This window comes from Fibrobacter sp. UWB13, assembly GCF_900177805.1.
Taxonomy (GTDB): domain Bacteria; phylum Fibrobacterota; class Fibrobacteria; order Fibrobacterales; family Fibrobacteraceae; genus Fibrobacter.
This window is the reverse complement of sequence record NZ_FXAX01000002.1, coordinates 1-25985: the sequence shown is the minus strand read 5'-3', so window position 1 is coordinate 25985 and position 25985 is coordinate 1. Positions and strand designations below refer to the sequence as shown.

The window sequence follows — 25985 nt, the reverse complement described above, 5'->3', positions numbered from 1 at the left end:
ATTATGCTTTTGTGGGTCAAGCTAACTTTTGGATTCACTAACAATGCTTGATAAAAACTCAAAGATCTATGTAGCTGGCCACCATGGGTTGGTCGGTTCTGCTATTTGGAACAACCTCAAGTCCCGCGGGTACAATAACCTTGTCGGACGTACCCATAAGGAACTCGACCTCACGGACCAGTATGCCGTCAAGAAGTTCTTTGACGAAGAACGCCCCGATGCTGTAGTCCTTGCTGCGGCTTTCGTTGGCGGCATTATGGCAAACTCGCTCTACCGCGCCGACTTCATGATGATGAACATGAAAATCCAGTGCAATGTGTTCAGCGAAGCCTACGCCCACAACGTGAAGAAGTTCTTGTTCCTCGGCTCTACATGCATCTACCCGAAGAACGCCCCGCAGCCCATGAAGGAGGATGCCCTCCTCACGAGCGAACTCGAGTACACCAACGAGGAATACGCCATCGCAAAGATTGCAGGCCTCAAGATGTGCGAAAGCTATAACCTGCAATACGGCACCAACTACCTCGCCGTGATGCCCACGAACCTTTACGGCCCGAACGACAACTTCCACCTTGAAAACAGCCACGTGATGCCCGCCATGATGCGCAAGATTTATCTGGCGAAGCTCATCCACGACAACGACTGGAATAGCATCAAGGTTGATATGGACAAGCGCCCCGTCGAAGGCATCAACGGCAATGCCTCGCAAGATGAAATTTTGAAGGTTCTCGCCAAGTACGGCATCGAGAACAACAAGGTGACCCTCTGGGGAACCGGCAAGCCGCTCCGTGAATTCCTATGGAGCGAAGACATGGCTGACGCCTCCGTTCATGTGCTCTTGAACGTGAACTTCAGCGACATTATCGGTATTGAAAAGTATTCTAGCGTGCATTACGGCGCAAGCGTCGATGGCGCTGTAGACCGTAACCACAGCGCTGGCCGTGGCGGAGCTATCCCGAAACTCGGTGAAATCCGCAATTGCCACATCAACGTGGGCACGGGCAAGGAACTCACCATCCGCGAACTCAGCGAACTCGTCGTGAAGGCGGTCGGCTTCGAAGGCGAAGTCGTGTTTGATGCAAGCAAGCCCGATGGCACCCCGCGCAAGCTCATTGACGTGAGCAAGCTCCACAGCCTCGGCTGGACTCACAAGGTCGAAATCGACGAAGGCGTACAGAAACTCTTCAACTGGTACAAGGAATCCCTCAATGGATAAGCGTAACGTAGCACTCATCACAGGCGTCACCGGTCAGGACGGCTCCTATCTTTCTGAATTCCTCCTCTCCAAGGGCTATGAAGTCCACGGTATCATCCGCCGCTCTTCGGTGGACTACCGCGAACGCATTGCGCACCTCGAAGGCAAGCCGAATTTCCACCTGCACTACGCCGACATGGGCGACTCCATGAGCCTCGTGAAGGTCGTGGGCAAGGTCCAGCCGACTGAAATCTATAACCTCGCGGCCCAGAGCCATGTGCAGGTTTCGTTTGACTCCCCGGAATTCACCGCCGATGTTGATGCTACAGGTGTCCTCCGAGTGCTTGAAGCTGTGCGTACCAACCACCTCGAAAAGACCTGCCGTATTTATCAGGCCAGCACAAGCGAACTCTACGGAAAGGTCGAAGAAGTACCGCAGAACGAGAACACTCCGTTCCACCCGTACAGCCCGTACGCCGTGGCCAAGCTCTATGGTTTCTGGATCATCAAGGAATACCGCGAAGCTTACAACATGTTCTGCTGCTCCGGCATCCTCTTCAACCATGAATCCGAACGCCGTGGCGAAACATTCGTGACCCGCAAGATTACGCTTGCCGCAGCCCGCATTGCCCAGGGCAAGCAGGACTGCCTGTACCTCGGCAACCTCGACAGCCTTCGCGACTGGGGCTACGCCAAGGACTACGTGGAATGCATGTGGCTCATTTTGCAGCACGACAAGCCCGAAGACTTCGTGATCGCAACCGGCGTACAGCACACCGTCCGTGAATTTGCAACCCTCGCTTTCCACCACGCAGGCATTGAACTCCGCTGGGAAGGCGAAGGCGTGAACGAAAAGGGCATCGACGTTGCCACCGGCAAGACCGTCGTCGCCGTCTCTGAAGATTTCTACCGCCCGACCGACGTGGTGAACCTCTGGGGCGACCCGACCAAGGCCAAGGCCGAACTCGGCTGGAATCCGCAGACAACGTCTTTCGAACAACTTGTGCAGATCATGGTCCACCACGATATGCAGAAAGTTGCCGCCGACCACGTTGCAAGCGTGACCCGCACGAACCTGGCCGAATATCTTGAAAAGGGCTTGGTAAAGTAAGAGGGGAATGGTTTGAATCAGGACCAAGTGCTAAACTTTCGTCAGAACCTTTTTGCGTTTCCAACGACGGATGTTCTTGATTGGAACACCCGTTGTTTCAGCAATGATATCGTTGGCAATGCCTTTGTTATAAAGGTTGTGTGCGACTTCAAGAGCCTTTGCGTCCTGACCATCCAGGAAAGACCCTTGTTTTTCATAAAGAATATCAGTCATACCGTCAACCTCGTTCAGAAGAATTTCGTCGGTGTACCCTACCATGGATACATCCTTAGCAAAGTCGCTATCAAGAAATTTAACCAATTTTTCTTCAGAAATCTCTTTCTCTTCCAAAATAGCCCTGAAAATACGCAGTATCTCAGCACGATCTGTTCTTTCCCGTTTCTGTGGCAAGATTGTATCTTCAATTTTGAAGAATTTTTCGATTTCTACAAAGAATATATCCAATTTCTTGTAGAAAAAATTTTCATTGCGGACAAACCTCATGTGATGAAAATAACGGTCTTTCTCTTTTTTGAACTGATTGTCTGTCAAAATGGAGAGAACGTAAATATGAGGAAGCTTGTAATCTTGAGCCTTCTTGACGGTGCGAGATATTACGCGAGATGTGTAGTAAATCAGTCTGTCGACAAAAAGCCTATTGTAATTTTGCTGGATTTCAATGAGAACAGGCTCGTTCGCTTGCGTAGTGCCATAAATGTCGAAAATGGCTGTCTTGTCATTGAGAACGCCAGGATTTTCTGGAACTCCAAAACTAAATTCTTTAATTGCTGCACTACCTTTGAGACCAAGCATTGCGTTAAGGAATTTGACGAGTCTCATCTGCTTGCCTTCGCTAGCCATCAAGATTTTGAAAATGCCATCGCTAAAGGGGTAGATGTTCTTGTATTTTTGGCGATAGTAGGAAAGTCTTTCGGGATGTTCGTGGACATCTTTGACGAATTGAATGAATTGTATACGGTTCATGAAATGATTTCCTCTGTTAAGTTTAGAGGCTCAAATCTACAACGGAAATTTTCGAAAAAACAGAACTTTGTAAATTTTGCAATCAACCGTTTGCAAAATCATGGAGATTGCAAACAGTTGGTGACAGAGTATAAGGCGGTGGGATAAGCATATATTGAATGCTTAATATGAATTATGGCTACAGAACACGAAAATAACAAGAGAATTGCGAAAAATACTTTGTTGCTGTATTTTCGTATGTTGCTCACTATGTTTGTGAGTTTGTTTACTAGTCGAGTAATTCTGCGAACTCTTGGAGTAGATGATTTTGGAATATATAATGTAGTGGGGGGCTTTGTTGCTTTATTCGCAATATTTTCAAATGGCTTGTCTACAGCAATAAGCAGGTTTGTCACTTTTGAACTTGGTCGTGGCAATCCTGAAAAGTTAAATAAAGTGTTTTCTACATCAGTCAACATTCAGATAGCAATTTCAATTTTCATCGTCGTCCTTGTAGAGCTGGTTGGTAACTGGTTTTTGACCTACAAAATGGTAATTCCTGTAGATCGATTGAATGCTGCGTTTTTTGTAATGCAGTGCTCTGTTGTTACTTTTGTTGTTGGACTTGTTAGTGTACCATACAATGCGGCCATAATTGCCCATGAAAAAATGTCGGCATTTGCTTTCATAAGCATTTTCGAAACATTTACGAAATTAGGAATAGCCTATTTCATCGATGTTTCTCCATGGGATCGCCTGAAAACATATGCCGTACTGCTGTTTGCATTATCCATTGTCATACGACTCATATACGGTTTTTATTGCAAGCGGCATTTTGCGGAATGCAGATACAAATTTGTCTTCGACAAGCAAATCCTTAAAGAAATCTCGAATTTTGCGGGATGGTCCATGGTTGGTCTGGTCGCATTTGTCGGATACACCCATGGATTAAACGTGATTCTGAACATGTTCTTCGGCCCTGTCGTCAACGCAGCCAGAGGTATCGCGGTGCAGGTACAAAACGCAGTTGTCGGATTCAGTTCGAATTTTCAGCTAGCCCTAAATCCCCAGATTATCAAGAGCTATGCACAAAACGAACTCGACAGAATGCACACGCTGATATTCGCCAGTTCAAAGTACTGTTTCTTCCTCTTGTACCTGTTGTCTCTGCCTTTGATACTGGAAGCTCCGATAATCGTTAAACTATGGCTAGGTACGCCTCCAGAACACACCGTGAACTTCATACGGATTCTCCTTGCCCTGATCACAGTAGACTCTCTGGGCGGAGCGATAAGCTGTGCGCAGCAGGCTTCAGGAAAAATAAAGCTTTATCAGATCGTTGTTGGCGGCATAATGTTCATGATCGCCCCCGTATCCTACTTCGTCCTGAAGGCAGGAGGACGTCCCGAGTCTGTCTACTGGGTCTATTTTGTTGCAGTCATCCTGGCCCATACGGCAAGGATGTTCATCATAAAGAACATGATATCCCTATCCTTTACGAAATACGCAACGGAAGTACTGCTGCCGATCTTGAAGGTCGTATGCATTTCCATATGGATCCCGCTATTGCTCTTTTTCAGGATGCCGGAGGGACTGGCTGCACTGTTCATCATCGGTTCCATTTCAATGGTTTCGGTAGCGGCATCCGTCTACTTCATGGGACTGAAGAAAAACGAGCGAACCCTGTTGAATGACAAGATGGGTGTCTTTATAAAAAAGGTGAGATGCCATGGATAAGGTGTGTGTCAAACTTTGCCCAGAAAATGACTGCACCGGCTGCGGAGCCTGTGCAGCGGCATGTTCACAAAATGCCATATCAATGACATTTGACGCAGAAGGCTTTCCACGCCCACAGATCAACTACGACAAGTGCGTAGGGTGCAATGCATGCCGCAGGATATGCCCCGTAATTAATCCTTTGGCAAAGGAATCCGATGGTGAAGTCTATGCGGCCTGGGCCCTGGACCCAAAAATCCGTAGGCACAGTTCATCCGGCGGACTCTTTACAGTTCTTGCAAGAAGAATCTTAAGAGACGGCGGATGCGTTGTCGGCGCATCCTTAAATGAAGAAACGGGTTTCGTAAGCCATGTCATTGTCAAGTCAGAAGATGACCTACGCAAGCTACAAGGAAGCAAGTATGTCCAGAGCTGCATTGACGCCCTGGTACTGAAAACAGTCCTTGGCGAGCTGAAAAAAGGACGGAAAGTTCTTTTTTCGGGAACCCCATGCCAAGTAGCAGGCGTAACCAACCTGGCAAAAAGACATGCCGAAAATCTTTTCACCATAGACATTGTCTGCCACGGAGTTCCGTCCCCAACCTTTTTTGCCAGGGTCCATAAAGACATAAAGGATTCCACTAAGGGTTTCATTTCGTATAACTTCAGAGAATTAGACAGCTGGAGTACAAATGCCAATGTCGATTATGAAAAAAATGGACAGGTAGAGAACAGGCCTATCCAAGGACTGCATTCTTTTTATCTTGACGCCTTCCTAAAAGGACTGATGCACCGTCCTAACTGTTTTCACTGCAAGTATTCTACAACCAATAGAGTTGGGGACATCACATTAGCCGATTTCTGGGGAATAGGGAATGTGGCCTGGGAGGATGTCAAGGACGGATGTTCCATGGTGTCCGTGAACACCCCAAAAGGTGAAGTTCTATTTGGTTCAATAAAATCAGATATTTTTTTCGATAAACGCGACATAACAGAAACCATCAACGGCGGAAACGAACAGCTGGTAAGAAGTTCCAGCAGGCCAACCGGTCGAGATACCTTTTACAAGGACGCGGCAAGAACAGGTTACAAACAGATCATAAAAAAGTACAGGCTGCAGTTGAATGCCAAGCCGACCTTGATCCGCCGCCTATTCAACAAAGTCCGCCGTCTTTTAGGTTAGAACAGCATGAAAAAAGTATCGCTAATCACAATCTTTGACAACCCGAACTTTGGAACGTACCTACAGGCCCTGGCACTGACCCTGGTCCTGGAACGGCATGGCGTAAAAGTTGAAATTATTCGCTATAAACGCAAATGTCTGTTTCCCAAAAGCAGGCTAAGAAAATGGACCCCGTTTCTCGATCCGATAAGATTAATCAGAGACTTTTTATTTCCAAATAAATGGATAAACCAAATCAAGCTTTGCCACAAGTTCATTTCCCAATACGTGAGTCTTACTAAACAATACTCCAGTTATTCGGAACTTGAGAAAGACCCTCCCAAGGCTGACATATATTTGACAGGCAGTGACCAAGTTTGGAATACAAGCCACAATCACGGGATTGACAAGGCTTTCTATTTGGCGTTCGCCCCCAAGAATGCCCCAAAATTAGCCTATGCCGCAAGCATAGGAATGTCCGAAATCCCGGAACAATACAAAGCGGAAACCAAGCAACTGCTGGACGAATACGACTGCATAACGGTTCGTGAAAAAAATGCCGTGGATCTGCTAAAACAAATAGGAATCTCCGCCAAGGAAGTTCTGGATCCGACGTTGCTGCTTGACAGGAACGAATGGACGAAATATGCAGCTCCAAGAATTGTAACGGAGCCGTACTTGTTGGTGTATTCAGTCGAATCGAAAGAACGGGATTTCATCATTTCAAGAATAGCACGCAAAATTGCACAGAAAAAAGGGTTGAAAGTAGTCGAAGTCAGCTACACGGGAACATCAAAGGAAATCCCGGATTGTGATTCCCATATTTATTACGCCACTCCCGACATGTTCCTGTCCGCAATTTTACATTCATCCTATGTCGTGGTGAGTTCTTTTCATGGGACAGCCTTTTCAATCAATTTCAACAAGAACTTTGTCACTGTGGCACCAGACAGGTTCAGCAGCCGCATAGACAGCCTTTTGGAAAAGACAAATCTTATAAACCGAAAGGTATGCTCAGAAGAAAACCTTGATGAATCTTTTTTCAGCGAAGACATTGATTTTAGCGAAGCCAATGCAGTTCTTCAAAAAGAGCGGGCTGAATCCATGTTATTTTTTGATTCCATGCCCAGATGAAGTCGGAGTTGATTAAATGAGTGAAAGAAAAATCATCTATTTAGGCTTTGCGTTTTCTCACCATAGAAACACTCATGCAGGATATGATAAAATATCAGATTTTCTTGCATATAATAAAAAGATTAACTGCCAGCAGTATATTGAAAATTGTGCTTCAAAAAAATTGTTTAGACGAATCATTCACAAATTGTGTAATGTATTGTTTCATATTCCCGATATTCCTTTCTATCTTCTGAAAGTTATTCAAATTGGATGTATCTCCAAAAACAATGTTTTTCACTTTATTTATGGTGAAAATATATTCTTTAGGTTGCCGAAATGGCTTTTGCGAAAAGAAAATAAATATGTTTGTACTTTTCATCAGCCGTTTGAATGGTTTGAACATAATCCTCGTTTTTTGAACTATCTGAAAGAATTGGATGCGGTGATTCTAGTTGGAAAATCAGAATTAGAAAAGTTTGAATGTGTTACAGGACGAAAAAACGTTTTTTTTATTCCTCATGGTATATGTACTGATTTTTATAGACCTGAAGAATCTATTCATAAAGAACATATGCTGCTGACAGTTGGAAACTGGCTTAGAGATTATGACTTTGCAGATAGGGTGTACCAACGGCTTTTGATCGAAGACCCATCCCTAGTTATAAATGTTGTTGCTAGCGAGAAAAATCAACAAAAAATAAAAAAACATTCACGTATTCTTTTCCATAACGGAATTTCTGATGAACGATTGAAAAAATTGTATTGTCAATGTTCTGTCCTATTTTTGCCTTTGATTCGTTATACTGCAAATAATGCAGTTCTTGAAGCGGGGGCTACGGGTTGCAATCTTGTTGTTGCTTCGAATTATCCTGATAACAGTTATATTCCTGAAGAATATATTTCCGTAACGGAAATGGATATTGACAAAACAATTCTTGCGATAAAAGCGGCTTTGCGCCCGAAATATAATTATGGACTTTCTGCGTATGTGCAAAAATATTTTTCGTGGACTGAAATTGCGAAACAAACGAGTGATGTTTTAAAAAAAATATAGATCTTTTTTGTTGATTTAGTATTTTTTAATTATGAATTCTTATATAAAATCGAAAAAGACTATTGTTTTAGTGATGATTGCCTCTATAGCGATAGGCTTCTTTTGGGGGCTTTATTTTCAGGCTCCTGGTGTTGTAAAAACTATTTTTTCAGCTTTAATGATTTTGTCAGCCTTCATTTTCCCATATGGCTATATTCGGAGTAATGATTTTGATAAAATATCAAATGCAATTTTACGCATAATTCTCGCTTTGAGTGTTTTTTCCATATTGCGTTCCGTGTTTAATGAAGATGCTGATATGTATGCTTTTGGGAATAAATGGATGACTTTATTTGGAAATGAATATTGTGCATTGCTTTTATTGCCTCCTTTATTTACATATCTTGCTACGGAACCAGCGAATATTCTTTATGCGGAAAGAATAAATTATCAGTATATGCTTATTGGAGCATTTTTTATTTTTCTGTTTAAATTTCCTTTAGCCACTATCGTTTTAGTTCTCCCAGTATTTGTACCTTATGTTAAACGTAGCTACAAACTACTAATCGGTGTAGCTGTTCTTCATGCAGTGTTGGGGGCTACTTTGGGGCTTAATCCTACAAGAGCCAATTTTCTTTATCTATTGTTTGCTTTTGCTGCATTCTTTCTTGTTTTTATTGTAAAAAAATTAGCTGTTACAAAAATTTTTTGTGTTTCTTGTGTAATATTGCCTTTTTTTCTTTTTGTTTCTTTGTTGTATAGTAATAATCGTAATGAACCATCTTTTTTTGAACAAGCTCAAACTTATATAATTGGAAAAACGGATGATAGGGACCTTGCTACTGATACAAGAACATTTTTATATCGTGAAATGGCTCTAGATTTAACAAAAACAAATAGCTGGATGTTTGGAAAAGGTGCTTTTGCTCATTATTATTCTTTATGGTTTGATGAAGGTACAAATGGGCGGTTTGGACGTATTGGCTCGGAGGTCCCTTTTCTAAATTTCTTGATGCATGGAGGAATTGTTTATGTGTTTTTCTATTTTTTGTTGTTTTTTTATGCAATATATAAGGGGCTTTGGAAGTCAAATAATAAATTTGTTCAATGCATTGCTGTTGTGGTTACTGGATGGTATTTTTGCAGTTTTGTGTGTGATTTGACTGGGGCTCGTTATTATCACATGTTGTTTTTTATGTTGCTTGGGTGCTGCTTGTCGGAACGTTTTTTAAATATGAATGATGATGAAATTGCTGTGTTGTTTTATGAAGGTGAAAAATTATGAAAGTAGCAATTTTACATGGATCTAATCAAGGTTTTTTTCCGCGATTCTATAGGGATTTAAAATCGATTGTTGAATCAAACGAAGATAATGAGGTAAAGCTTTTTGTTCCTAATAGTGGTCTAAATCATAGATGTGTTTTGCCGAATCAAGTTTGCTTTGGTTCACGATTCAATTGGCATTTGCATTATGGTTTGTTTAAGTTTTTTGGCAAACAGGATTGCTGGTCTCATTTGGATACATGGGATTTAATAAGAAAACTAAAAAAATTCAAACCGGATATTCTTCATTTTCATGTAGTAAATCAGTGCCATATAAATTTCCCGATGTTGATTCGCTATGTGAATAAGAATCATATTCCTGTTGTTTGGACGTTTCATGATTGTAGGGCGTTTACTGGGGGGTGCCCTTATTTTGATGAGATAAAATGTGAAAGGTGGAAAGATGAATGCCGTAATTGCCCAGATAAGGGTGGACTTTATATAAAGAATTTTGCAAATACAGAATGGCTGCGGAAATTTAGGGAAGAATGGTTTAATAAAATTTGGAACTTGCATATTGTAACACCTTCACAATGGCTTGCCGATTTTGTAAAGCAGTCTTTTTTTAAAACTAAAAATGTGCAAGTTATTTATAACGGCATTGATATTGATGCATTTTCATCTCCATCTGATTTTGATGTATATGGATGTTATGGAATTGATAAAACTAAAAAAATTGTTCTTGGTTGTGCTATAAATTGGGAACCCCGAAAAGGTCTTGTGTATTTTGAAGAACTTGCAAAAAGGATGTCTTCTGATTATCAAATCGTCTTAGTAGGCGGAGTTCCTCAAAGTTTGAAAAGTGAATTGGAAAAACTTGGAATTCTCTGTACTGGGCGAACAAGGACTTTTGCAGAAATGGTTGCCTGGTATCAGGTGGCTTCTGTTTTTGTCAATCCGACTTTAGCAGATAATTTCCCGACTGTTAATATAGAAGCTTTGGCTTCTGGAACGCCCGTAGTTATGTTTAAGACTGGTGGAAGTCCTGAAGCTGTTGATGAATGTACGGGAATTGTAGTGGAACAGTGTGATGTTGAAGGCCTATTAATTTCGATTGATGTTATTATATCTAATCCGATAAAATATTCGCGTGAAAAATGTTTAAAACGTTCCCATCTTTTTTCAAAACTTCAGTATAAAAAGTATCTAGAGTTGTATCATAGTGTAATAGGAAATTGATTATATGAAAAGACTTATTCTTGCTGATGTAAAAAGTGTCAATAATGGTGGAAGACCAACGGGTCATTATTTATCGTTGGCACAAAATTATATTGATCTTTATAGTGATTATATTGATGTCCAAATTGCGGGTGGTTCTGTATATGAGCAAAAAATAGATAAGAGCAGAATGTTCCATCTTCCTTTTGAAAATAAATCCTGTTTTGGAAAAATTAAGAATAAACTTAATGTAATAAAGAATTGTAAGTACTTGTTTCAAAATACGAATTATGATGATGTTATTGTGATGCAACATTCCGCTGTGTTTACATTTTTTATAGGCATTATTCTATTTGCAAAAAGCAGAAATAATATTTATGTGATAACGTATGATACAGATGCAATATCTAATGTCATAAAGAAAATAGTGTATTTCTTTGTAAAAAAGAAAATAAAAGGTTTTATTCTTTCTAATGAAAAGGTTGGAAATGCATATGGAAATCCATATTGTTTAGTTCCTGACTATATCTTTGCGGGGAATAAAATTCCTGTAGATGAAATTCCATATGAAAAAAAGAAATATGATTTTATTTCTATTGGAACAATTTGGCCTGATAAGGGGGTTGTTGAAACGGCAAAACATCTTGCTGGAACTCACTACAAAATTCTAATTGCTGGTAAACCCTGTGATGAAAAAATTGCTAAAGAGTTAACCGATGTTTGTAAAAATGCTGAAAATATCGATTTGAAGCTTGGTTTTGTAAATGATAATGATTATTGTAAATATATGTCTGAAACGAGATTCTGTATACTGAATTATCACGGTGTTTATGCAGAACGAAGTAGTGGAGTTGTCTTAGATATTTTATTTGCTGGTGTTCCTGTTGTTGGGCATAGAACTTTTGCTATGCAATTCATTGAGCAAGAGCAATTAGGAATATTGTTTGATAGTATTGAATCGCTTAACCCTGAAATGTTTTTAACGTATGATGTCCGAGAACATTTTAGGAAAAATATTGCTCAATACTTGGAGAAACATATAGAGTATAAAAATGCTTTTTTGAAATTTACAGGGATAAAGGATTAATTTTATGTATTGCGAAAAAATCTTTGCGGAAAATAAAACAAGAAGTGTATTTCGCTTATTTCAGTTCATTTTTTATTGGTGGAGGATGATTCCTTCTCAAATCACATATTTCATATCTTCGTCAAAACAAAAAGAACTTGTGAGAAGTGATTTTGGAAGCTGTGGAAATTTGGTTAGAACACTTGTGCTTGCAAAATACAATAGAAATTTGTTCTATCACCGTATGGGAAAAACTTCCATTTTCTATTCTTGGATCCTTTCTGGGGAAAATAGTTTGAAATTACCCTTTAGTTGTAAATTGGGTCGGCATACTCATTTTGTACATAATGATTGTTGTCATCTAAATGCTGCTAGCATTTGCGACAATTTTGTTTGCTATCCTCATGTTATGATTGGAACAAAAAATTTAAGAGATAATTCAAAACCGACTATTGGTAATAATGTTACTTTGGGTTCTGGCACTGTTGTTGTGGGAGGAATTCATATAGGAGATAATGTAAATGTTGGAGCTAATACAGTTGTAATGAAGGATATTCCTGACAATAGCGTTGTATACGGAAATCCATGTATAGTGATGTCAAAGGGGAAAAAATGAAAAAGAAACTTTTGATATTCCATCCTGTTATTGCTCCTTATCGTATAGATTTCTTTAATGAGTTCAGCAAACGTTTTGATGCTGAAATTTGCTTATTTAGACGTAATTTAAGAAGTCAAAAATTTGATTATACGAAAATAGAAAAACAGTTTAATTTCAAACCTAATTATCTTGTAAAAGATGAACTAGGCCTTTTTTATTGGTTCGTTCAACTTTGGAAAATATTGTCTTTAAGAAAAAATGATGCTGTAATAGTATCTGAATTCGGTATTGTTACAATAATTGCTGTTTTACATAAAATTGTTACTCGAGGAAAGTATAAAATTATAAGTATGGTTGATGACAGCTATGATATGGTTGCGGCGAATAACCAATTTTCTTGGAAGCATAAATGGGCGACAAAAATTCTTATGCCCTTTATGAGTAACGCTATAAATGTAGAGCCGAGAGTAGTTGAATATTATCAGCAAAAATATGGCAAAGGTGTTTATATGCCTATAATTGTTGATGACGAAAGGGCTCGAAATCGTTTGCAACGGATTATGCCGACTAGTCAGGATTATGTAAAAAAATATAATCTTGAAGGGAAAAAGGTTTTATTGTTTGTTGGTAGGCTCGTTAGACAGAAAAATATTTCATTCGCAATTGACGCTTTTCAGAAAGCAAATGTAAAGGATTCTGTTTTTGTCGTTGTCGGTGATGGTCCTGAGATTGGTAAAATTCAAGGGATGGTAAAAGGAAAGGATAATGTTATACTCACAGGCCGTCTAGAGGGGGATCCGCTTTATGCTTGGTATAATATTGCTCAAGTTTTTACGTTGCCAAGCGTTCAAGAGCCTTTTGGCGCTGTAACGAATGAAGCCCTGCTTGGTGGGTGTTATTGCCTTATAAGTAAATTAGCTGGTAGTAATTGTTTAATCGAGGAAAATGTTAATGGGAATATTATAGATCCGTATAACGAAAGCGTATATATCAATTTATTAAAAAGTACTTTTGAAAAAACAAATCCTATTACGATTCCTTTGAAGTTAAGGAATAATGGTATGAATGACAATTTTTTAGTTTGTTTTGAGAATATGATTCGTCAATTTTTTTAATCCTAGAATTTTTTTAAGATGGTTTTTATATGACAAAAGAAGAATTCCTAACACTTTTCTTTTCACAAATAAATGAAAATAGTATTGATTATTTCGTATATGGGGAATATCGTAATTTACCTAAGAGTACTGGAAATGGTGATATAGACATTGTTGTTTGTGGTAATATAGACTTATTTGATTCGCTAGTAAGAACGATAGCTCAAAAAAACAGCATAGTATTAGCTGCTTTTTATAAAAATCCTTCAACCCGTTTTTATAGATTTATAACGATTGGGTGGGGCGTGCAAATGGATGTTTTGGACAATGGTATTAGATATTTAGGTTGTGAATATTATCCGTATCATTATTTAAAAAATTATTTAATAGACCATAATTCCATTAAAGTTCTTTCTTTAGAGAAAGGTTTTTATGTAGATTTTTTCAAAGAGATTATTCATAATGGAACTGCTAAGGAAAAGTATGTGGATGCTTTTTTAAATGAATATACAAATAATAAATTATGCTTTGATGAAATTTATAATATATATGGGAAAAAGGTTTCATCGCTGATAGAAAAGAATGCTACGAAAAATGGTTTAATGCAATGTTCCAAATTATTACAGAAACTATTGAGAGAAAAAGTTACTCATAATCAGTTTTGTACTATTCTACAACATAGATGCTCAACATTATTGAGATTATTAAAAAAAAGAATTGGATATGTGATTGTTGTTGAAGGTTCTGATGGAAGTGGAAAGAGCTTTATTATAAATAGTATTACTACTTGGCTGAATGAAGCGTTTCATAAATGGGTGTTTTACAACCATCTTCGGCCCAATTGGTTGCCTGATATTGCTGTTGTTCTCGGCAAGAGAAAAAAGCCCAAAGATGGTCAAGAAGTCGAGGTTGTAAGTAATCCTCATGCGGGTAAGCAGTCTGGTTTTGCAATGTCCCTTGTTCGCTGGGGGTAGTATATGCTGGATTATACGTTTGGATTCATGAAAAAGGTTTGGTTACCTATTCATTCAAAGAGCAAGGTGTTCATTTTTGACCGCTATTATTATGAATTTTATCTAGATCAAAAACGTTCTCATGTCAAATTGCCTAATTGGGTTGTTCGTGTTGGTGAGTTTTTTTTGCCAAAACCTGATTTGATTTTGTGCTTGGGTGGAGATCCTGAAAAGATTTACGCCCGTAAGCCTGAAACTTCCTTAAAAGAGGTCCAACGCCAAACGGCTGTATTGAAAGATTTCTGCGAAAAAAGAAAAAATGCAGTTTGGATCGATACAACTGTAAAGCCAGAAGAAAGTATCGAAGCTGCGATGCAGGCTATTACTGCTATGATGAGTAAACGTTTTAAAATAGATGATGTTCGATGAAAGTCTTGGTTAATGCATACGCTTGTTCTCCTTATCAAGGTTCCGAACCCGGAATGGGCTGGAACTTTGTAAAGTGTTTGTCGAAAAATCATGAATTGCATATAATCACAGAAAGTAAATACGAAAGCGCAATTTCTGAATATTTGGCAAGTCATCCAGACGAATTTAAATGTTGCAAGTTCTATTTTGTAAAAAGAGCTCGTCATAATCTATTGCGTAAAATTTGGCCGCCATCCTATTATTGGTTTTATAAGGCTTGGCAAAAGAAGGTTCTAAAGCTTGCTCTTGAGCTAGATGAAAAAGAAAATTTTGATTTAGTACACCAGCTAAATATGATCGGGTATCGTGAACCTGGTTATTTGTGGCGAATGAACAAGCCTTTTGTGTGGGGACCTATCGGTGGATTTAATATAACTCCTTGGAAGTTGCTCTATACAATGGGCTTTTATGGGCTGGTTTTCTATACTTGTAGAAATCTGCTCAACTTATGGCAAATGAGGACTTCTCGTAGGGTTAGAAATGCTATTGAAAAAGCCTCTGAAATTATGTGCGCGACCCAAGAGGACTCCGATACTGTAAAACGTTTATTCCATAAAGACAACGTTATTCTACCAGAAGTTGGCTTAACGAAAATGACTGAGCCGGGGAAGAATTTTTCTCAAGCGGATGGAGTTTTGAAACTTTGCTGGAGCGGATTGCATATACCTAGAAAGTCCCTCAACTTGTTGCTGGAATCAATTGTTGGACTTGATAATGTTGAATTGCATATTCTTGGTGATGGTCCAAAAAGAAAAGAATGGATGAAATTGTCGAATGATTTGCATTTGACAAATGTCGTTTGGCATGGAAATTTGCCGAGAGAGAATGCTTTGCTGATTATGCAAGGTTGTGATGTATTTGTGCAGACTTCGTTGAGTGATGCTACGTCTACGGTTTTGTTGGAAGCTCTGTCTTTAGGATTGCCTGTTGTTGCTCTGAATCATTTAGGTTTTGCTAATGTGATTACGGACAACTGTGGCATAAAAATACGTGTAGATAATAAACGTCAAATTGTTTGTGATTTTGCAAAAGCCATTGATCGGTTGAATAAAGACAGAACTCTATTGAAGCGGCTTTCTGAAGGGGCTATAAAAAGAGCCGAAGAAAATTCTTGGGAAAGTAAGTCTGAAATTCTTTGCAAAATTTATGAAAATGCCGTTGCTGGGGATGATAAATGACCCTTTATAGATTCAAAACGAGAACGACAAGCTACTTTTTTCCGAAACTGACAAAGAAAAGTCGGTTTATCTATTCGTTGTATGGAAATTATGGTAGCGTTGTTGCCAAACTGTATTGGTGGTTTTTTCTGCATTGTTCGTTGGTGCGCTATCTTAATAGGGTTGAATCATCTTCTGTGCAAGATTTTGAATTGTTGCAATCACTTTTGGGGGCAGATTCTGTTTTCGGCATAAATTTTGGAACGCCTAGCCCGGATCAAAAGAAGAGTATCTTGGGTTATGATGGGGTGGGTCGGCGTTTCTTTGCTAAGCTTTCTAGAAAAGAGAATGCCCAAAAGCTGAGTTCCAACGAAATTTTTGTGTATCAGAAGTTGGCTGATTCAGGATTAGAGCCTAAGCTGTTTGATTATAAAGTTACCGATGATTATGTTTTTTTGAAAACGGAATGTGTTGAGGGAAACCATATTCATGATCAGGTCTCTAATGACGAAATCTTGAAAATTCTTGAAACCCTCCGAGCTTATCATTATGACGAGACGCTGAAATTGAATGGCTTAAAGACGTGTTTTTCGCACGGTGATTTTTGTCCGTGGAATATGCTTGAGAGCGACGGTTGTCTTAAAATAATTGATTGGGAAATGGCGGGGGAAAGGTCTTTAGGGCATGATTTATTCACGTACATTTTCCAGACATCGTTTTTAATTCGTCGAGAAGAGTCTTTTGAAAAAGTAATGCAAGAAAATAGAACGTTGATAGATTCTTATTTTGAATCTGCCGATATTGACGGTTGGGTTCCGTATTTCAAAGACTTTGCTTTATTGAAAGTTGATGAATTTACGAGAAAGCAGGATGCTTATATGTTAGCCCGGTATAAGGAAACTTTGAATGCTGAATTCTAAGCTCAAAGCTTTCAATGGATTCCGATATAAGCATAATATGCCCGACGAAGTCGGGCATGATAGGTTGCTTATGGGAAAGGCCTTAGTTTTATTTTTGATGTTGCGTGCGACGCTTTGCAATCTCGTCTTGTGGAATACCCGAAACGGAGGAAATTTCTTGGTCGGTCAATTTGGTTTTTGCAAGCATTGCATCGACCATTTCAAGTTTCTCTTCGGCTTTCCCTTCTGCACGGCCCTCTTGTCTGCTTTGGTAAATGTCAAATTCGTATGTCATATACTTACTCCTTATGAGGGTGTCATCCTTGTAAAAAGATACTTGGTCGTTAATCGTTTTGGTTTCATTGATGTCCGCGTTCTTGGTCGCGAAATATTTCATGTACGCCCTGACGACCGGATTAGAGAATTCCTTGTACTTTGTAAATATATAATAATTTTTATAAGTGAGGTCGTTCAAGGTAACACTAGTGTCTTCACGTGCCCTGTTTTCGAAGTGGTAAATGGGGTATCCTCGCCCAAAAATATCTATGGGACACAGAAAAATAATGTACTGTTCCTTAAGGCTGGTATAAAAATCTCCTTTAGAAAGGGCGACTCCGTCACAAATGCTTTGGTAGTATCTAGCCCTTTGCGGGAGTTCTTTTGTATCGACCATTTGCATCTCCAAGTCGAAAGAGCGAATCGTTTCACCCTTCTCGTCGGTTTCTCGCGCGAAAACATCGTAACGGACGCCTTTGTGCTCCGCGTCGTAACTCAAAACTGCTTCAGGAATAGGTGTCTCCAGATGGTCGATTTTGATGCCCAGCAAGTGTTCAATGAATGGTTGCGCGATATGTTTGTTGCTAAAAACGAGCCCGAACATAATCGGATCGGTAATGTCAAGATCGTCAAAAGATTTTATGGTCATAATTATACCTCTGTTAAGTTTAGAGCTCCTAATTTACAACGGAAAAATTTGAAAAAGCGAAACCTTGTAAATTTTGCAAACAACCGTTTGCAGAAAGGGTGCATTTTGCAATCAACTGTTTGCAATGAAGCCGCGTAGAAGGAATTGTTTTATGATAAATTCTAAACCAAAAGTCCTCTTCATTATGCACATGCCGCCTCCGGTTCACGGGGCTGCGATGGTTGGCAAGTATATTCACGATTCAAAAATCGTGAACGAGTCTTTTGACTGCCGTTTTGAAAATATGATGCTTGCCAAGAATCTTGAAGATATTGGCAAGGGCGGTGTCAAAAAGATTTTCAATCTGCTGTCTCAGCTGACGCGTTTTAAAAATGCGATAAAAGGATTCCAGCCGGATTTGGTTTACATTACTCCCAATGCAGCGGGGAGCGCGTTCTATAAGGATTTCGTTGTCGTTCAGTACATCAAGCGTTGCTTAAAGAAATATTCCCCGAATGCGCGGATTGTCGTTCATTACCACAACAAGGGTGTTGCTAGTCGGCAAGGCAAGTTCCTGGACAATATCCTGTATAAAAAGTTCTTTAAAGGGCTCAAGGTTATTCTTTTGGCGAATGTTCTTTACGAAGATGTAAAGAAGTATGTATCAAAAGAGGATGTGTATATTTGCCCCAATGGGATTCCTGAATCGTTGCCAAAAGAACCCGTTGCTGAACGTCATAACGAGACACCTAAGATTTTATTCCTTTCTAACTTGATTGTTTCGAAAGGGGTAATTGTTCTTCTCGATGCGTTGAAAATTTTGAAGGATCGGTCGGTTCGCTTTACTTGTGATTTTGTCGGTGGCGAAACTGATGAACTGAATGCGGCGCGTTTTGCAGAAGAAGTGAAAAATCGTGGATTGGAGGGGAATGCGTTTTATGCAGGGCGCAAATACGGCTCCGAAAAAACACCTTATTTTGAAAATGCCGATGTTTTTGCTTTCCCGACATTTTACCATAACGAAGCTTTCCCACTGGTAAATATTGAAGCCATGGAATTCAAGCTCCCGATTGTTTCGACGAACGAGGGCGGGATCCCGGATATGGTTATAAATGGTCAAAACGGCTTGATTTGCGAACGAAATAATGCTGAATCTTTGGCTACAGCCCTAGAAACGCTTTTGCTTGGTAAAAATTTGCGAATCCAATATGGCGAAAACGGGTATAAAAAGTTCAAGTCCGAATTTACACTACAGTCTTTTGAAAACTGCTTTGCCGGGATATTGAAAGATGTGTTGTCGTGATAAAAGCCCTTGTAAAAAAAGCCCGGGATTGACTCGGGCGTAATAGGCTGCTTATGTGAAAAGCCCCAATTTTATTTTTGATGTTGTGCACGGCGCTTTTGAATTTCTTCCAGGGAAATGCCCGAAATGGAGGAAATTTCTTCGTCGGTCAATTTGGTTTTTTCAAACATGGCATCGACCATTTCAAGCTTTACTTTTTCCTCTCTTTCATGAATTTCATATTCGTAAGTCATATACTTATTCCTTATGAGAGTGTCTGCCTTGTAAAAGGATACTTGGTCGTTGATTGTTTTCGTTTCACGGGAATTGGCATTCCGTGTCGCAAAATACTTCATATAAGCTTTGACAACTGGATTTTCGAACTCCTCGTATTTACCAAATATATAAAAATTCTTGAAGGTACGGTCTCCCAAAGTTATGTTAGTGTCCTCTCTAGCCCTATTTTCGAAGTGGTAAATCGGGAATCCATGCTTAAAAATATCTTTGGGACACAGAAAAATGATGTATTGTTCCTTAAGATTTGTGTAAAACCCACCCTTCGAAAGAGCAACTCCGTCGTCCACGCTTTGATAGTACCTCGCACGCTGCGGGAGTTCCTTGGTATCGACCATCTGCATTTCCAAATCGAACGAACGGACTGTTTCTCCAGTTTCGTTGGTTTCGCGTGCGAAAACATCGTAACGGACGCCCTTATGCTCGGCATCGTAACTCAAAACAGCTTCTGGAATGGGTGTCTCCAAATGGTCAATTTTGATGCCCAACAGGTGTTCTATGAAGGGCTTAGCGATGTGTTTGTTGCTGAAAACGAGCCCGAACATAATTGGGTCGGTAATGTCAAGATCGTCAAAAGATTTTATAGTCATAATTATACCTCTGTTAAGTTTAGAGCTCCTAATTTATAACGGAAAAATTTGAAAAAGCGGAACCTTGTAAATTTTGCAAACAACCGTTTGCAGAAAGGGTGCATTTTGCAATCAACTGTTTGCAACGAAGCCGCGTAGAAGGAATTGTTTTATGATAAATTCTAAACCCAAAGTCCTCTTCATTATGCACATGCCGCCTCCGGTTCACGGTGCGGCGATGGTTGGCAAGTATATTCATGATTCAAAAATCGTGAACAATTCTTTTGACTGCCGTTTTGAAAATATGATGCTTGCCAAAAATCTTGAAGATATTGGCAAGGGCGGCGTCAAGAAAATTTTCAATCCGTTGTCTCAACTAAAGCGCTTTAAGAAGGCGATAAAAGAATTCCAGCCAGACTTGGTTTACGTCACCCAAAATGCTGCGGGTGGGATTCCGGATATGGTTGTAAATTGTCAAAACGGCTTGATTTGCGAACGAAATAATGCTGAATCTTTGGCTACAGCCTTAGAAACGCTTTTGCTTGATAAAAATTTGCGAATCCAGTATGGCGAAAACGGGTATAAAAAGTTCAAGTCCGAATTTACACTACAGTCTTTTGAAAAACGTATTGTAGAAATATTGAAAAAAAGTTGCAGTTTCTGAAAATTACAACAAAAATAAGTTTACAAAATAGTTACAGTAAACTATCTTTAATGTAGCGGATATGGGTACATTATATGATATGCATCAAAGAGTTAAATCTCCTCTGTAGTCGAGCTGAACTGGATAACCTCCCCGAGGGCAAGCTGTTGATCAATACGATTAACGCGTTCTCGTACAACAACGCCCGTCGAGACGTCTTGTTTGAAGAAGCTCTGACTAAAGGCGATGTGCTGATCCCCGATGGTATAAGCATTGTCCGTGTTTGCCGGTTTCTTAAGGGCAAATCCCGCCCCAAGGAGCGCATTGCCGGATGGGACCTTTTTGTGTACGAAATGCGCAAATTGAACGAGAAGGGGGGCAAGGTCATGTTCCTTGGCTCCAGCGAAAAGGTGCTGACGCTCATCCGTCAAAAGGCAGCCAAGGTGTATCCGAATTTGGAAGTGGTGACTTACTCTCCTCCGTACAAGCCTCAGTTCACGATCGAAGATGACCAAAACATGATCCAGGCAATTAACGAAGCTAATCCGGATTTGCTTTGGATTGGGATGACGGCGCCCAAGCAGGAAAAATGGGCTTACGCCAACTGGGACCGCTTGAACATCCATTGCCATGTGGGGACCATTGGTGCGGTTTTTGATTTCTTTGCTGGGACTTACAAGCGTGCTCCGATGATTTGGCAAAAGTTTGGTTTTGAATGGCTTTATCGATTGCTGAAGGAGCCGCGCCGCATGTGGCGTCGCTATGTGTTTGGCAATACCCTGTTCTTGATGCTTGTCGTCCGAGAAAAATTAGGGATTTAATGGCTTACATTGATAGTTGGAATGAATATATATGACAATTACACCAAATAATAAACAAGTAAATCCGCAACAACCAATGTTTATGTCTGCCAAGGCTGGCGATTCTTTTGATTTGCTAGATAGCATTTTGCGCCATTGGAAACTTGTTGTGTTCTTCTCGATTATTGGACTTTTTGTTGGAGTCGTGGTTTCTCGCTATGTTCGCGATTCCTTCGAAAATAAGACGATGTTGCAGCTTGATACGAAGTCCAAGAGTAGCAAGGCTGTTTCTGACTTTGGCGACTTGTTCGATGCGAAGAGCCCGGCAGTTGCCGAAATCCATTTGATAAAGAGCTTGAGTGTCTTGATGCCTGTGGTCGAACAGTTGCATTTGAACTATACCGCGGAACCCCAGGGTATTGTGGATAGGCTCATGCGCCGCGAAGGCAGAATGGACCTGGATCTTTTTGAACCGCCTAAAATGGATAGAGAAGATAAAAGCCTAAAGGGTAAAAAGTGGATTGCCGTGGTCCAGTCGCAGGATACGTACGAGTTGTTCTCGCCGATGGGGCAAAGTCTTGTCGTGGGTAAAATCGGAGAGACGTATCGCATCCCTATGGGGGCGGATACCGTTGCAATTTGTGTTAAGGCGATTTATGCAGCGCCAGGGCAGTCGTTTAGCTTGTCTAAGTCTTCTGTATTGAATGTTGCCGAAGGGTTGCAGTCGGCGATTAACGCTTATGAAAAAGAAAAAAACTCGAATATCTTGGAAGTCTCCTTTTCGGGGCGTTATCCGGATCGTGTCGCCAACGTGCTTAATGCGATTGCCCAGGCGTATGTGCGCCAGAACGTCGAAATGCGCAGTGCTGAGGCTGAAAAGTCCTTGGAATTTTTGGAAGAACAGCTGCCGTCTATCAAAGCAAAATTGGATTCTTCGGAACGTTTGTTGACAAATTACCGCAATAAGATGGGGACTATCGACCTCGGAGCCGAAGCTCAGGGCACTCTTAAAAGACAAGTTGACCTCAAAGCGCAGTTGCTCATGTTGCAGCAGGAATATCAGGAAAAAGCTCGCTTGTTCAAGGAAGACCACCCGGCGATGCAGGCTATTTTGCAACAGCAACAGCGCTTGGGCAAAGAAATTGCAATGGAAGAAGGCAAAACTAAAAAGTTGCCGACCACCCAGCAAGATGTGCTGAAGTTGCAGCAAGATGTAGAAATCAATAACCAGCTGTACACGTCCGTTTTGAACAACATCCAGCAGTTGCGCGTGGTTCGAGCAAGCGAAATAGGTAACGTGCGCATTGTGGACCCCGCTTATGTTCGAGAAAAACCGTCCAAGCCCAACCGCAAGAAAATTATGCTTGCAGGTTTTGGTGGTGGTTTTGCTTTCAGCGTCATCTTGATATACCTCTTGCATACCATGCGTAATCGCGGTGTCGGTTCTTCTTCTGAAATCGAACGTGAAACGGGCGTGAGTGTCTATGCCAAGATTCCTAAGACGCAAATCAGCCGCAAGTTGCCGGGCGTTAGCGACAAGCGCTTTATCTTGGCGAAGGCGGATCCTGAAGATATTGCTGTTGAAAAAGTGCGTACGCTCCGCACGGCGTTGGAGTTCTCTTTCCTCGATGAGGGCGGGCGCGTGCTTATGGTGACGGGTGTTGCACCTGGTGCGGGTAAGTCTTTTGTGTCGCTGAACTTGTCGTACCTGTTTGCCAAACAAAATAAGCGAGTTGTGTTTGTGGACGCTGACTTGCGTAAGTCCCGCCTTTCGCACTCGCGCGAAAAAGGTATTTCTGATATCTTGATCAATAACAGCAAACTGGAAGATTGCGTTATCGATATGGGCGAGGGAATGTATTTCTTGCCAAAGGGATCCCGTGCCCCGAATCCGGGTGAAATGGTCAGTTCCAAGGCTTTTGCGGATCTCATTGACGAATGCAAGGCTAAGTACGATGTTGTTGTGATAGACACTCCGCCGAATTCGCTTGTTTCGGATGCCCAGGCGGTTGCCAAGTTGGTCGACTTTGGTCTTGTCGTGATTGAATACAAGAAACATTCCTTGGAAGTCATCCAGGAAACGATTGACCAGCTCAATATCGCAAAGCTCAAGAAGGTGGCTATTGCTTTGAACCAGTGCGTCAATGATGGCTCGTCTTATGGGTACGGTTACGGCTATGGCTACGGTTATGGTTACCGTTACAGATACGGCGATAAGAAGAAATCGTAATCATAAAGTTTGCTAAATTCTAATCATTATGGCAACTATTCCAACTCTAAAAGAAAATCTCGTTATTGAAAATATCCGCCCGAGCATTGAGGGCGGCCGCTTCATGCTCAAGCGTGAACCCGGTGATACCGTGACCCTCCAGGCAGACATCTTCCGCCACAGTCACGAAAAGTACGATGCAGCGATTTTTTACCGCCACGTTTCCAAGAAAAAATGGGAACAGGCTCCGATGCACTTTGTCGACAATGACTTGTGGGAAGGCTCCTTCACGGTTGGCAACATTGGCTATTACGAATACAAAATTTGCGCATGGACCAAGGAACCGAAGGACGTTCCGACTGAAAGTCCGGTGATGAAGCTCCGTGTGGACCCGGTCTACAGCCGCGTGGGTACGTGGTACGAAATGTGGCCGAAGAGCCAGGGCACGGACCCGAACAAGAGCGCAACGTGGAAGGATTGCGAAAAGCAGCTCGACTACATTGCAGGGCTTGGCTTCGATACCGTTTACCTTGTTCCGATCCACCCGATTGGTGTCACGAACCGTAAGGGCGCAAACAACGCGCTCCACGCCAAGGTCGACAAGAAGGGCAATCCGCTTGAACCGGGATGCCCGTATGCCGTTGGTAACAAGAACGGCGGTCATTACGATGTGGACCCGGAACTCGGGACCATGAAGGACTTCGAACATTTTGCAAAGGCCGCTCGTGCCAAGGGACTTCGCCTTGCGCTCGATATCGCGCTCAACTGCAGCCCGGATCATCCGTATGTGAAGTCTCACCCGGAATGGTTCTATCACGAACCGGATGGCAGCATCAAGTTCGCCGAAAACCCGCCCAAGAAGTACGAAGACATTTATCCGTTCGACTACTACAACGAGAACTACAAGGCTCTGTGGCAGGAAATCGAGAATATTATTTTGTTCTGGGCGGACAAGGGCGTTGAAATTTTCCGTATCGATAACCCGCACACCAAACCGTTCCCGTTCTGGGAATGGCTCATCGCTGACGTGAAGGAAAAACGTCCGGAACTCGTGTTCCTCGCCGAAGCTTTCACGCGCCCGAAGATGATGCACCGCCTCGCAAAGTCTGGCTTTGACATGAGCTACACGTATTTCGCGTGGCGCTCTGCAAAGTGGGAATTCGAACAGTACTTAAAGGAACTCACGCAGTCCGACGCTAAGGAATACATGCGTGGTATCTTCTTCCCGACGACTCCAGATATCTTCCCGAAGTATCTTGCATACAAAGGTGCAAACGCGTTTAAGCAGCGCTACTTCTTGGCCGCGACGCTTTCGAGCCTTACGGGTATGTATAACGGATATGAACTCTGCGAAAACATCCCGAGCCCGATCAAGGAAGAACTCGCCGATAGCGAAAAGTATCAGTACAAAGTACACAACTGGTCTGGCCCGGGCATTCAAGACTTTGTTCGTCGTTTGAATGTCGCCCGTCAGGAACATGTCGCCTTGCAGGAATACGATAACCTCGATTTTCATTACGCTCAGAACGACCAGCTCATGGTTTACTCCAAGAAGTCCGGCGATGACGTGATTCTCTGCGTGTGCAACATGGACATGGACCACGTGCAAGAAGGTATTGTTGAACTCGACATGGCTAAGCTTGGTCTCCAGAATGATTCGTTCTTCTTCTTGAAGGACATTGTGACGGGCGAAAGCTATGTATGGCGTGGTAACAAGAACTATGTGAAGCTTGACCCTGCAAAGGCTCCTGGCCACATGTTCGTGGTGAAGAAAATCTAAACGTCCGCCCAAAACGATAGTGAATCGTCATCCTGAGGGGTGTAACCCCGAAGGATCCAGTCAAATCTCGTTTAGAACGTCCTGGAAGCTCCGCTCCCGGGCGTTTTTTTTAAACCCCGAAAAAAGATTTCTGTTTATAGATTGTTGACTTTGTGTATTTCCGGCGGAGTACATCCCGTTTTTATCGAAAAAAGTGAAAAAAAGTGAAATTTTTTTCGAATTTACCCCTTGCAAAGATATCTGAAAATTCTATAATTGGCGCCGTTCCTGAGAGACGAGGCCGAAACCGAGTCACGAAGGAAAAAGCGAAAGCCCGCGAGACTTTCGGGAAGATTGAAGGAATCGGAGATGTGCTTAGTGACGGCCCAAGAAAATTTCTTGGAAGTCTATTTACGAAAAACAGGACAGACTATTTTAAAAAATCAATGAAGAGTTTGATCCTGGCTCAGAACGAACGCTGGTGGCGTGTCTTATACATGCAAGTCGAGCGAGGCAGCAATGCCGAGCGGCGAA

The 25985-nt window shown here is 41.4% G+C and carries 23 protein-coding genes and 1 rRNA gene; 21 read left to right on the top strand and 3 right to left on the bottom strand.

Annotation, left to right across the window (positions count from 1 at the left end):
* Positions 1-43: 43 nt before the first annotated feature.
* Entirely contained in the window at positions 44-1216 is a 1173-nt protein-coding gene (locus B9Y77_RS09905; protein ID WP_085491506.1) for a GDP-L-fucose synthase family protein, read from the top strand.
* Entirely contained in the window at positions 1209-2306 is a 1098-nt protein-coding gene (gmd, locus tag B9Y77_RS09900) for a GDP-mannose 4,6-dehydratase (protein WP_073424995.1), read from the top strand. The genes B9Y77_RS09905 and gmd overlap by 8 nt, the downstream gene beginning before the upstream one ends.
* Positions 2307-2336: 30 nt before the next feature.
* Here the strand turns inward: gmd and B9Y77_RS09895 are convergent, their stop codons facing one another.
* Positions 2337-3269 (bottom strand): PD-(D/E)XK nuclease family transposase, encoded by a 933-nt coding sequence (locus B9Y77_RS09895; RefSeq protein ID WP_085491505.1) that lies wholly within the window; start codon positions 3267-3269, stop codon positions 2337-2339.
* A gap of 174 nt (positions 3270-3443) precedes the next feature.
* Between B9Y77_RS09895 and B9Y77_RS09890 the strand changes: the two genes are divergently transcribed.
* The 13 genes from B9Y77_RS09890 to B9Y77_RS09830 all read left to right on the top strand — a co-directional run bounded on the left by B9Y77_RS09890 (position 3444) and on the right by B9Y77_RS09830 (position 17012).
* Positions 3444-4985 carry an MATE family efflux transporter gene (locus tag B9Y77_RS09890; RefSeq protein WP_085491504.1) on the top strand — a complete coding sequence of 514 codons (1542 nt, stop codon included), beginning with the start codon at positions 3444-3446 and terminating at the stop codon, positions 4983-4985.
* Positions 4978-6147: a Coenzyme F420 hydrogenase/dehydrogenase, beta subunit C-terminal domain gene (locus B9Y77_RS09885; protein ID WP_085491503.1), complete on the top strand. Its 1170-nt coding sequence runs from the start codon at positions 4978-4980 to the stop codon at positions 6145-6147. The genes B9Y77_RS09890 and B9Y77_RS09885 overlap by 8 nt, the downstream gene beginning before the upstream one ends.
* Positions 6148-6153: 6 nt before the next feature.
* A complete protein-coding gene (locus B9Y77_RS09880) occupies positions 6154-7260 on the top strand; it encodes a polysaccharide pyruvyl transferase family protein (RefSeq protein ID WP_085491502.1) in 1107 nt (368 codons plus the stop codon).
* Between the two features lie 16 nt (positions 7261-7276).
* Entirely contained in the window at positions 7277-8296 is a 1020-nt protein-coding gene (locus B9Y77_RS09875) for a glycosyltransferase family protein (protein WP_085491501.1), read from the top strand.
* A gap of 31 nt (positions 8297-8327) precedes the next feature.
* A complete protein-coding gene (locus B9Y77_RS09870; RefSeq protein WP_139829300.1) occupies positions 8328-9560 on the top strand; it encodes a hypothetical protein in 1233 nt (410 codons plus the stop codon).
* Entirely contained in the window at positions 9557-10777 is a 1221-nt protein-coding gene (locus B9Y77_RS09865; RefSeq protein ID WP_085491499.1) for a glycosyltransferase, read from the top strand. The genes B9Y77_RS09870 and B9Y77_RS09865 overlap by 4 nt, the downstream gene beginning before the upstream one ends.
* 4 nt (positions 10778-10781) lie before the next feature.
* Entirely contained in the window at positions 10782-11843 is a 1062-nt protein-coding gene (locus B9Y77_RS09860; protein ID WP_085491498.1) for a glycosyltransferase family protein, read from the top strand.
* A gap of 85 nt (positions 11844-11928) precedes the next feature.
* Positions 11929-12438, top strand: a complete 510-nt coding sequence (locus tag B9Y77_RS09855; protein WP_139829299.1) for a DapH/DapD/GlmU-related protein — start codon at positions 11929-11931, stop codon at positions 12436-12438.
* The gene (locus B9Y77_RS09850; RefSeq protein WP_176221742.1) at positions 12435-13535 is read left to right on the top strand and encodes a glycosyltransferase family 4 protein; all 1101 of its coding nucleotides are present in this window, start codon (positions 12435-12437) and stop codon (positions 13533-13535) included. Before B9Y77_RS09855 ends, B9Y77_RS09850 begins: the two co-directional genes overlap by 4 nt.
* 29 nt (positions 13536-13564) lie before the next feature.
* Positions 13565-14488, top strand: a complete 924-nt coding sequence (locus B9Y77_RS09845; protein WP_085491495.1) for a hypothetical protein — start codon at positions 13565-13567, stop codon at positions 14486-14488.
* Positions 14489-14491: 3 nt separating this feature from the next.
* On the top strand, positions 14492-14896 hold the full coding sequence (locus tag B9Y77_RS09840) for a nucleoside/nucleotide kinase family protein (protein ID WP_085491494.1): 405 nt from the start codon (positions 14492-14494) through the stop codon (positions 14894-14896).
* Positions 14893-16113: a glycosyltransferase family 4 protein gene (locus B9Y77_RS09835; RefSeq protein ID WP_085491493.1), complete on the top strand. Its 1221-nt coding sequence runs from the start codon at positions 14893-14895 to the stop codon at positions 16111-16113. Before B9Y77_RS09840 ends, B9Y77_RS09835 begins: the two co-directional genes overlap by 4 nt.
* Positions 16110-17012: a phosphotransferase gene (locus B9Y77_RS09830; protein WP_085491492.1), complete on the top strand. Its 903-nt coding sequence runs from the start codon at positions 16110-16112 to the stop codon at positions 17010-17012. The genes B9Y77_RS09835 and B9Y77_RS09830 overlap by 4 nt, the downstream gene beginning before the upstream one ends.
* An 88-nt stretch (positions 17013-17100) precedes the next feature.
* Here the strand turns inward: B9Y77_RS09830 and B9Y77_RS09825 are convergent, their stop codons facing one another.
* Complete coding sequence (locus tag B9Y77_RS09825) at positions 17101-17916, bottom strand: Rpn family recombination-promoting nuclease/putative transposase (protein WP_085491491.1); 816 nt, start codon at positions 17914-17916, stop codon at positions 17101-17103.
* A gap of 151 nt (positions 17917-18067) precedes the next feature.
* Here B9Y77_RS09825 and B9Y77_RS09820 point away from each other — a divergent pair, with 151 nt between their 5' ends.
* On the top strand, positions 18068-19198 hold the full coding sequence (locus B9Y77_RS09820; protein WP_217807237.1) for a glycosyltransferase family 4 protein: 1131 nt from the start codon (positions 18068-18070) through the stop codon (positions 19196-19198).
* Positions 19199-19269: 71 nt separating this feature from the next.
* On the opposite strand, the gene B9Y77_RS09815 is transcribed toward B9Y77_RS09820, so the two are convergent.
* Positions 19270-20061: a PD-(D/E)XK nuclease family transposase gene (locus B9Y77_RS09815; protein WP_085491490.1), complete on the bottom strand. Its 792-nt coding sequence runs from the start codon at positions 20059-20061 to the stop codon at positions 19270-19272.
* Between the two features lie 151 nt (positions 20062-20212).
* On the opposite strand from B9Y77_RS09815, the gene B9Y77_RS09810 reads away from it, so the two are divergent.
* The 5 genes from B9Y77_RS09810 to B9Y77_RS09790 all read left to right on the top strand — a co-directional run.
* Complete coding sequence (locus B9Y77_RS09810; RefSeq protein WP_085491489.1) at positions 20213-20704, top strand: glycosyltransferase; 492 nt, start codon at positions 20213-20215, stop codon at positions 20702-20704.
* Between the two features lie 74 nt (positions 20705-20778).
* Positions 20779-21504, top strand: a complete 726-nt coding sequence (locus B9Y77_RS09805; protein ID WP_085491488.1) for a WecB/TagA/CpsF family glycosyltransferase — start codon at positions 20779-20781, stop codon at positions 21502-21504.
* Positions 21505-21580: 76 nt separating this feature from the next.
* Positions 21581-23713: a polysaccharide biosynthesis tyrosine autokinase gene (locus tag B9Y77_RS09800; protein ID WP_217807236.1), complete on the top strand. Its 2133-nt coding sequence runs from the start codon at positions 21581-21583 to the stop codon at positions 23711-23713.
* 28 nt (positions 23714-23741) lie between these two features.
* Positions 23742-25472, top strand: coding sequence for an alpha-1,4-glucan--maltose-1-phosphate maltosyltransferase (locus B9Y77_RS09795; RefSeq protein WP_085491486.1), 1731 nt, complete (start codon positions 23742-23744; stop codon positions 25470-25472).
* A 422-nt stretch (positions 25473-25894) separates the two neighbouring features.
* Positions 25895-25985, top strand: a 16S ribosomal RNA gene (locus tag B9Y77_RS09790); the annotation flags it as partial.

Coding starts and splice junctions, on each gene's coding strand:
- B9Y77_RS09905 (WP_085491506.1), top strand. CDS start 44: ATGCTTGATAAAAACTCAAAGATCTATGTAGCTGGCCACCATGGGTTG.
- gmd (WP_073424995.1), top strand. CDS start 1,209: ATGGATAAGCGTAACGTAGCACTCATCACAGGCGTCACCGGTCAGGAC.
- B9Y77_RS09895 (WP_085491505.1), bottom strand. CDS start 3,269: ATGAACCGTATACAATTCATTCAATTCGTCAAAGATGTCCACGAACAT.
- B9Y77_RS09890 (WP_085491504.1), top strand. CDS start 3,444: ATGGCTACAGAACACGAAAATAACAAGAGAATTGCGAAAAATACTTTG.
- B9Y77_RS09885 (WP_085491503.1), top strand. CDS start 4,978: ATGGATAAGGTGTGTGTCAAACTTTGCCCAGAAAATGACTGCACCGGC.
- B9Y77_RS09880 (WP_085491502.1), top strand. CDS start 6,154: ATGAAAAAAGTATCGCTAATCACAATCTTTGACAACCCGAACTTTGGA.
- B9Y77_RS09875 (WP_085491501.1), top strand. CDS start 7,277: ATGAGTGAAAGAAAAATCATCTATTTAGGCTTTGCGTTTTCTCACCAT.
- B9Y77_RS09870 (WP_139829300.1), top strand. CDS start 8,328: ATGAATTCTTATATAAAATCGAAAAAGACTATTGTTTTAGTGATGATT.
- B9Y77_RS09865 (WP_085491499.1), top strand. CDS start 9,557: ATGAAAGTAGCAATTTTACATGGATCTAATCAAGGTTTTTTTCCGCGA.
- B9Y77_RS09860 (WP_085491498.1), top strand. CDS start 10,782: ATGAAAAGACTTATTCTTGCTGATGTAAAAAGTGTCAATAATGGTGGA.
- B9Y77_RS09855 (WP_139829299.1), top strand. CDS start 11,929: ATGATTCCTTCTCAAATCACATATTTCATATCTTCGTCAAAACAAAAA.
- B9Y77_RS09850 (WP_176221742.1), top strand. CDS start 12,435: ATGAAAAAGAAACTTTTGATATTCCATCCTGTTATTGCTCCTTATCGT.
- B9Y77_RS09845 (WP_085491495.1), top strand. CDS start 13,565: ATGACAAAAGAAGAATTCCTAACACTTTTCTTTTCACAAATAAATGAA.
- B9Y77_RS09840 (WP_085491494.1), top strand. CDS start 14,492: ATGCTGGATTATACGTTTGGATTCATGAAAAAGGTTTGGTTACCTATT.
- B9Y77_RS09835 (WP_085491493.1), top strand. CDS start 14,893: ATGAAAGTCTTGGTTAATGCATACGCTTGTTCTCCTTATCAAGGTTCC.
- B9Y77_RS09830 (WP_085491492.1), top strand. CDS start 16,110: ATGACCCTTTATAGATTCAAAACGAGAACGACAAGCTACTTTTTTCCG.
- B9Y77_RS09825 (WP_085491491.1), bottom strand. CDS start 17,916: ATGACCATAAAATCTTTTGACGATCTTGACATTACCGATCCGATTATG.
- B9Y77_RS09820 (WP_217807237.1), top strand. CDS start 18,068: ATGATAAATTCTAAACCAAAAGTCCTCTTCATTATGCACATGCCGCCT.
- B9Y77_RS09815 (WP_085491490.1), bottom strand. CDS start 20,061: ATGACTATAAAATCTTTTGACGATCTTGACATTACCGACCCAATTATG.
- B9Y77_RS09810 (WP_085491489.1), top strand. CDS start 20,213: ATGATAAATTCTAAACCCAAAGTCCTCTTCATTATGCACATGCCGCCT.
- B9Y77_RS09805 (WP_085491488.1), top strand. CDS start 20,779: ATGATATGCATCAAAGAGTTAAATCTCCTCTGTAGTCGAGCTGAACTG.
- B9Y77_RS09800 (WP_217807236.1), top strand. CDS start 21,581: ATGTTTATGTCTGCCAAGGCTGGCGATTCTTTTGATTTGCTAGATAGC.
- B9Y77_RS09795 (WP_085491486.1), top strand. CDS start 23,742: ATGGCAACTATTCCAACTCTAAAAGAAAATCTCGTTATTGAAAATATC.